Origin of the sequence: Pedobacter agri PB92 (assembly GCF_000258495.1) — a bacterium.
Classification (GTDB): domain Bacteria; phylum Bacteroidota; class Bacteroidia; order Sphingobacteriales; family Sphingobacteriaceae; genus Pedobacter; species Pedobacter agri.
The window spans coordinates 43,929-50,128 of record NZ_AJLG01000009.1; the positions used below are offsets into that span (position 1 = coordinate 43,929).

6 protein-coding genes are annotated in these 6,200 nt (G+C 36.9%); all 6 read left to right on the forward strand.

Annotated elements, in window-relative coordinates; genetic code table 11:
• Positions 1–53: 53 nt before the first annotated feature.
• The gene (locus ON09_RS02535) at positions 54–818 is read left to right on the forward strand and encodes an alpha/beta fold hydrolase (RefSeq protein ID WP_010599489.1); all 765 of its coding nucleotides are present in this window, start codon (positions 54–56) and stop codon (positions 816–818) included.
• Positions 818–1,480, forward strand: coding sequence for a CBS domain-containing protein (locus ON09_RS02540; RefSeq protein ID WP_010599490.1), 663 nt, complete (start codon positions 818–820; stop codon positions 1,478–1,480). The genes ON09_RS02535 and ON09_RS02540 overlap by 1 nt, the downstream gene beginning before the upstream one ends.
• 9 nt (positions 1,481–1,489) lie before the next feature.
• Complete coding sequence (locus tag ON09_RS02545) at positions 1,490–2,371, forward strand: NAD kinase (RefSeq protein ID WP_010599491.1); 882 nt, start codon at positions 1,490–1,492, stop codon at positions 2,369–2,371.
• Positions 2,372–2,373: 2 nt separating this feature from the next.
• On the forward strand, positions 2,374–3,171 hold the full coding sequence (porG, locus tag ON09_RS02550; protein ID WP_010599492.1) for a type IX secretion system protein PorG: 798 nt from the start codon (positions 2,374–2,376) through the stop codon (positions 3,169–3,171).
• Positions 3,172–3,190: 19 nt separating this feature from the next.
• A complete protein-coding gene (locus tag ON09_RS02555) occupies positions 3,191–3,931 on the forward strand; it encodes an isoprenyl transferase (RefSeq protein WP_010599493.1) in 741 nt (246 codons plus the stop codon).
• Positions 3,932–4,083: 152 nt separating this feature from the next.
• Positions 4,084–6,200: BamA/OMP85 family outer membrane protein (locus ON09_RS02560; RefSeq protein WP_039841758.1), on the forward strand; the 2,117-nt coding region annotated here is incomplete at its 3' end.

Sequence of the window (6,200 nt, forward strand, 5' to 3'; positions counted from 1 at the left end):
GAAAATTTAATTTTACTCTACTAACTTAGTGCACAATACCATCTAGAATATATATGACTTACGAGATAATAGAAGAAGACGGATTTAAATACATCGAAGCTGGAAAAGGCCAGACGCTGGTATTGCTACACGGCCTAATGGGCGAATTAAGCAACTGGGAGCTTGTTATTGAACAGTTTAAAGATCGTTATCATGTTGTTATCCCAATTTTACCTATTTACGAATTGCCAATTTTAACTTTAGGTGTTAAAGCTTTATCCAGATATTTACATCGTTTTTTAAAGTTTAAAAAATTAAATCAGGTTGTTTTGGTTGGTAATTCTTTGGGCGGTCATGTTGGTTTGGTTTTTACCGTTGCCCATCAGGAATTCGTGAAGGCTTTGGTGTTGACAGGTAGTTCTGGTTTATACGAAAATGCTTTCGGAGGCTCATTTCCTCGCAGAGAGAGTTATGATTACATCAAAGAAAAAGTAGAATTTACATTTTACGATCCGGCAACGGCAACTAAAGCGCTTGTGGATGATGTGTTTAAAACAGTAAATGACCGATCGCGTGTCATCAGGATTTTAACCATGGCTAAGTCTGCCATTCGCCATAATATGGCAAAAGAACTATCAAAAATTACTATCCCGGTTTCATTAATCTGGGGTAAAAACGATAAGGTTACACCACCGGAAGTGGCAGAGGAATTTCATCAGCTGTTGCCTAATTCTGAGTTGAACTGGGTTGATCAATGTGGTCATGCGCCAATGATGGAGCATCCGGAGATATTTAACGCTTACCTGGAGAAGTTTTTAGATAGAATTTTACTAAAATAATGTTTGCTGCAGAAATCATATCGAATGCTATCCCATCATTGAGAACCGATGATACTGTGCAAAATGCTTTAGATCGTATGAACGAATTTAAACTTAAGCATTTGCCTGTTGTAAACGAGGTTGCTTTTTTGGGTCTTGTGTCGGAAGATGATTTGCAAAGCATTCATAATCACGATATCCTCTTATCCGATCCTGCGGTAAATATGCTAAATGCCTTTACCTTAAGCGATGCACATACTTATGATGTAATTCGTTTAATGAGTCAGCTTAAGCTTACCGCTGTACCGGTGCTCGATCAGCAGAAAAACTATGTTGGTTTAGTATCGATAAACAACATGGTAGATGCCGTTGCAGCGCAGTACGCGGTAAATGAGCCAGGAGGTATTATTGTGCTGGAAATTAGCAACCGCGATAATTCTCTGGCGCATATTTCACAAATCGTAGAAGCAGATAATGCTCAGATTTTATCTTCCTATGTTAATTCTTTTAACGATTCTACCCGGATGGAGGTAACGTTGAAAGTAAATAAAACAGAAATTACTTCACTTGTTGCTTCTTTTGAACGATATGATTATCTGGTGAAAGAAGTTTATAACAATACCCAAATTGATGATGGTTCTCAAGAACGATATGATTCCTTCATGAACTATTTAAATGTATAAGGCTACTTTATGAGGATTGCAATTTACGGAAGAGATTTTAACGATACGGTTTTGCCTTACGTACAGGAGGTTTTTGATCATTTGGCAGCACACCAGATTCAGCCCGTTTTATATTCGAAATTTAAAACATCTCTTCACGGTAAAATAAAACTGCCTTCCAATACCATTATTTTTCACAACCATAAAGAACTGAAAGAAAATGCGGATGTTTTATTAAGTTTAGGGGGTGATGGAACATTACTGGATACACTTTCATTAATCCGCAATTCCAATATTCCGGTTATTGGAATTAATTTTGGCCGATTAGGTTTTTTGGCTAGTATCAATAAAAATGAAATAGAATCGGCACTAAATGCGCTGATTAATGAAGAATATACTTTAGATACGAGATCGCTTTTAGTGCTAGAATCGGATAATGGTTTGTTTGGCGAAGAAAATTTCGCATTAAACGACATTACCATTCACAGACGTGATAATTCGGCAATGATGATTATTCATGCTTCAATGAATGATGAATTTATCAATTCGTACTGGGCAGATGGTTTGATTATCGCTACGCCAACCGGTTCAACTGCTTACTCATTAAGCTGCGGCGGTCCGATTATTTATCCGGATTCTGAAAATTTTGTAGTTACCCCAATTGCACCGCATAATCTAAATGTACGTCCGGTAGTAGTGCCGGATGATAATAAATTATCGTTCGAAGTTGAAGCCAGGGAATCAAAGTTTCTGGTATCATGCGATAGCAGAACCGTTACGGTAGAAAGATCAGTTAAAATATCAATAAAAAAAGCCGACTTTCGTATAAATCTTATTCGACTTAACAATGAAACTTATTTAAACACGTTAAGGAATAAATTATTATGGGGAATTGATACCCGTAACTACTAAGTATGACGCTAAACAAATTCCTGTTAATCATCTCTTTTTTTACGATTTCCGAGCAGGTTGTTCATGCTCAGGAAGGTAATTGGGAAATCGGCCTTATGGGTGGAGGAGCAGGCTATATGGGCGATTTAAATCAAAACAACCCTTTGCAAATTAGTGGATTATCGGGTGGTTTGTATGCTAAAAGAAATTTTAATCAATATTTAGGTGTTCGTTTAAACTATACTTATGGCCAAATTCAGGCCAAAGATTCTGAATCAAACAATGCCCAGTTCAGAGATCGCAATTTAAGTTTTAATACTTCTCTAAATGAAATAAGTGCCCTGGTTGATTTCAATTTTTTTAATTTTAAGCTTGGTGGTGGTACGCGTCAGTTTACGCCCTACCTTTTTACAGGGGCAGGATTTGTAGCATTTAAACCTAAGTTTAAATACGATGGAGAAACCTATCGGCTCGATCGGTTAGCTACTGAGGGGCAAGAGGAGGGATATAAAAATGCTGTTTTAACTATTCCATACGGCGTCGGTTTGCGCTACAATTATAAAGATACCTGGAGTGTATTTACCGAATTAGGCTACCGAACACCGCTAACTGATTATATCGACGATGTGAGTGGACGATATCCTGGCCTGGAAAGACACGTAGTTGTTGGCAATCCTTCCATAAATTTATCCGATCCATCTATCGGTCAGATTGGTGTACCTGGTACACAAAGAGGAGATTTTAGAAAAAGGGACACTTATCTATTTGTTAGTGTTGGCATATCTTTTACCTTTGTATCCTCAAAATGCTACTCGTTTTAAGCTGATTTTGACATAATTAATGGATTTTAAAGAACAAATAGACTATAGCCGCCTGCCAAAGCACATTGCCGTGATCATGGATGGTAACGGAAGATGGGCAAAAGGCCAGGGCAAAGTACGTGTTTTCGGGCATGAACAGGGTGTACTTTCAGTGAAAGATATTGTAGAAGGTTGCGTAGAGGTGGGTATTGAATACCTCACACTGTATGCGTTTTCAACAGAAAACTGGAACAGGCCTAAAGAAGAAGTAGATGCGTTGATGCAGATTTTGATCTCGACCATTAACCGGGAAACCGAAACCCTGAACAAAAATAATGTTAAGCTAAACGCGATTGGTAACATAGCATCTTTACCACAAGAATGTATTGATGACTTGAAAGAGGCTATGGCAAAAACTGCTCACAATGAGAAATGTACCCTAACCTTAGCTTTAAGCTACAGTGCCAAATGGGAAATTTTGGAGGCAGCAAAAAAAATCGCGGCAGCAGTAAAAGACAATTCCATTACGTTAGATGATATTGATGAAGATCTTTTTTCATCCAAACTTACTACTGTAAATATTCCAGACCCTGAATTAATGATCAGAACCAGTGGAGAACACCGAATCAGCAATTATTTGCTTTGGCAAATGGCTTATACGGAGTTTTATTTCACTGATGTATTATGGCCGGATTTCAGAAGAGAAGATCTTTTTGAGGCTATTGTTGATTATCAAAAACGCGAACGCCGGTTTGGTAAAATTAGTGAACAATTGAACTAATTTTTCTTTTAACACTTTTTAACAAGCGTTTAAACTAACTTAGCACCACTTTTATACGATAAATGTAACCATCAAAAGGGAAACATGGCAAACCAAAAATTTGCTTAAAAAACATTGTTACCTTCGTGGCCATTACTGAACAAATTATTTTAATGAAAAGAATATTTCAAGTTTTAATCCTACTCGTTTTAGCTGCTCCGGCCTTCGCTCAAATACGTCCTACAGGTAAGGCACCAGCAACCCCATCTTTAAAAGTTGGAGGCTTAGATCTCGATTATTTTAGTCCGAAAGAATATATCATTGGTGGCACAACCGTAACCGGAACCCAGTATCTTGATAAAGATGTTTTAATCACCCTATCTAAATTAACCAAAGGCGATAAAGTTGTTCTTCCTGGTGAAGCTACTTCTGATGCCATTAAAACGCTTTGGGCACAAGGATTGTTTGATGATGTTAAGATTAATATCGAAAAATTTGTTCAGGATTCAGTGTATTTCGAAATTGAAGTGATAGAGCGCCCTCGCTTAAGCTCAATTGATTTAAAGGGAATCAGTAAATCACAAAAAACAGCTATTCAGGAAAAGTTAAATGATAAAACCGGTAAAATCGTAAATGATAACCTATACAATACCACCTCTGCCATTGTAAAGAAGTACATGTTGGATAAAGGTTATTTCTTTACCACGATTAATTATAGTACCCGTAAAGATCCAAATGCAGAGAATAGTGTTGTTTTGGAAGCAAATATTGATAAAGGCGGACGTGTTAAAGTTCAGCATATCGATTTTACAGGCAATAAAGATTTCAAAGCGGCCAAACTGAGAAAGTATTTGAAAAATCCAAAACAGTTTGCGTGGTGGCGCTTTTGGGGTTCAGGAAAGTTCTCTAAAGAAAAGTATGAAGAGAATAAAGTGAAAATGGTAGCTAAAATGCATGAGAAGGGTTACCGTGATGCTGAGCTTTTGAAAGATACCATCTATCAACACAATAAAAAAAGAGTTAATATCAGAATGGATCTTTACGAAGGAAAGAAATATTACTTCGGAAATATTACCTGGGCAGGTAATGCGATTTACCCTGACAGTATTTTAAATAAGGTATTGACTATTGAGAAAGGCGATGTATTTAGTGAAGAAAAGCTAAATAAAAAGCTAAATGGTGGTGGTGAAAATGGTGGAGACATCAACAGTATGTATACGGATAATGGTTATTTAACTTTTAATATCGATCCGGTTCAAACCAAAATATATGGTGATACAGTTGATGTAGAAATGCGTATGTATGAAGGCCCGCAATACACCAATAACAGGATTACATTAAAAGGAAATACCATTACCAATGATAAAGTGGTTTTACGTGAGATTCGTACAAAACCAGGACAAAAATTCAATAAAAGTGATTTAATCCGTACCATTCGTGAGATTGGTCAGTTAGGTAACTTTGACGAATCTAAAACCGTTCCTACACCTCGTCCTAATCCGGCAGATGGTACGGTTGATATCGAATATGCGGTTGAAGAAAAACCTTCAGATCAGATTGAGTTATCAGGTGGTTTTGGTGGTGGCCGTATTATCGGTACTTTGGGCTTAACGTTTAATAACTTCTCGTTAAAAAACTTATTTAACTTAAAAGCCTACAAACCACTTCCAAAAGGTGATGGACAAAAATTAAGTTTACGTGGACAAACGAACGGTAAATATTATCAATCATACAGTTTCTCTTTCTCTCAACCATGGTTTGGTGGCGAGAAACCAGTAAGTTTTGGTGTAAGTGCTTTTACTTCATTGCAATCAAATGCAGCAACAAACGATTCAGATTTAATGAAAATTCGTTTGAATGGTGTTACCGTAAGTTTAGGTAGAAGGTTAAACTGGCCAGATAACTATTTCCAGTTGAGCCATGCTGTTAACTTACAACAATACATTCTAAATAATTATCAAGGTTATTTATTTAATACGGGTACATCGTACAACTTAAACTTATCTCAGGAGATTAGCCGCGATTCAAGGGATTCGCCTATTTTCCCTAAATCAGGTTCATTCATTCGTTTCACTGTTCAGGCCACGCCACCTTATTCATTATTCAATAAAACGAACTATGCAACAGCACCTGATAAGGAGAAATATCGTTTTACAGAATATCATAAATGGAAATTTGATTCACAGTGGTACCAACGTGTAGCAGGTAACTTTGTAATTAAAGCACAGGCACAGTTTGGTTTCTTAGGTCAGTATAATAAAGCAGTAGGTCAGTCAGCATTTGAGCGTTT

What these genes read in the sequence shown, in the direction of transcription:
- ON09_RS02535 (WP_010599489.1), top strand. Translation starts at nt 54, where the DNA reads ATGACTTACGAGATAATAGAAGAAGACGGATTTAAATACATCGAAGCT.
- ON09_RS02540 (WP_010599490.1), top strand. Translation starts at nt 818, where the DNA reads ATGTTTGCTGCAGAAATCATATCGAATGCTATCCCATCATTGAGAACC.
- ON09_RS02545 (WP_010599491.1), top strand. Translation starts at nt 1,490, where the DNA reads ATGAGGATTGCAATTTACGGAAGAGATTTTAACGATACGGTTTTGCCT.
- porG (WP_010599492.1), top strand. Translation starts at nt 2,374, where the DNA reads ATGACGCTAAACAAATTCCTGTTAATCATCTCTTTTTTTACGATTTCC.
- ON09_RS02555 (WP_010599493.1), top strand. Translation starts at nt 3,191, where the DNA reads ATGGATTTTAAAGAACAAATAGACTATAGCCGCCTGCCAAAGCACATT.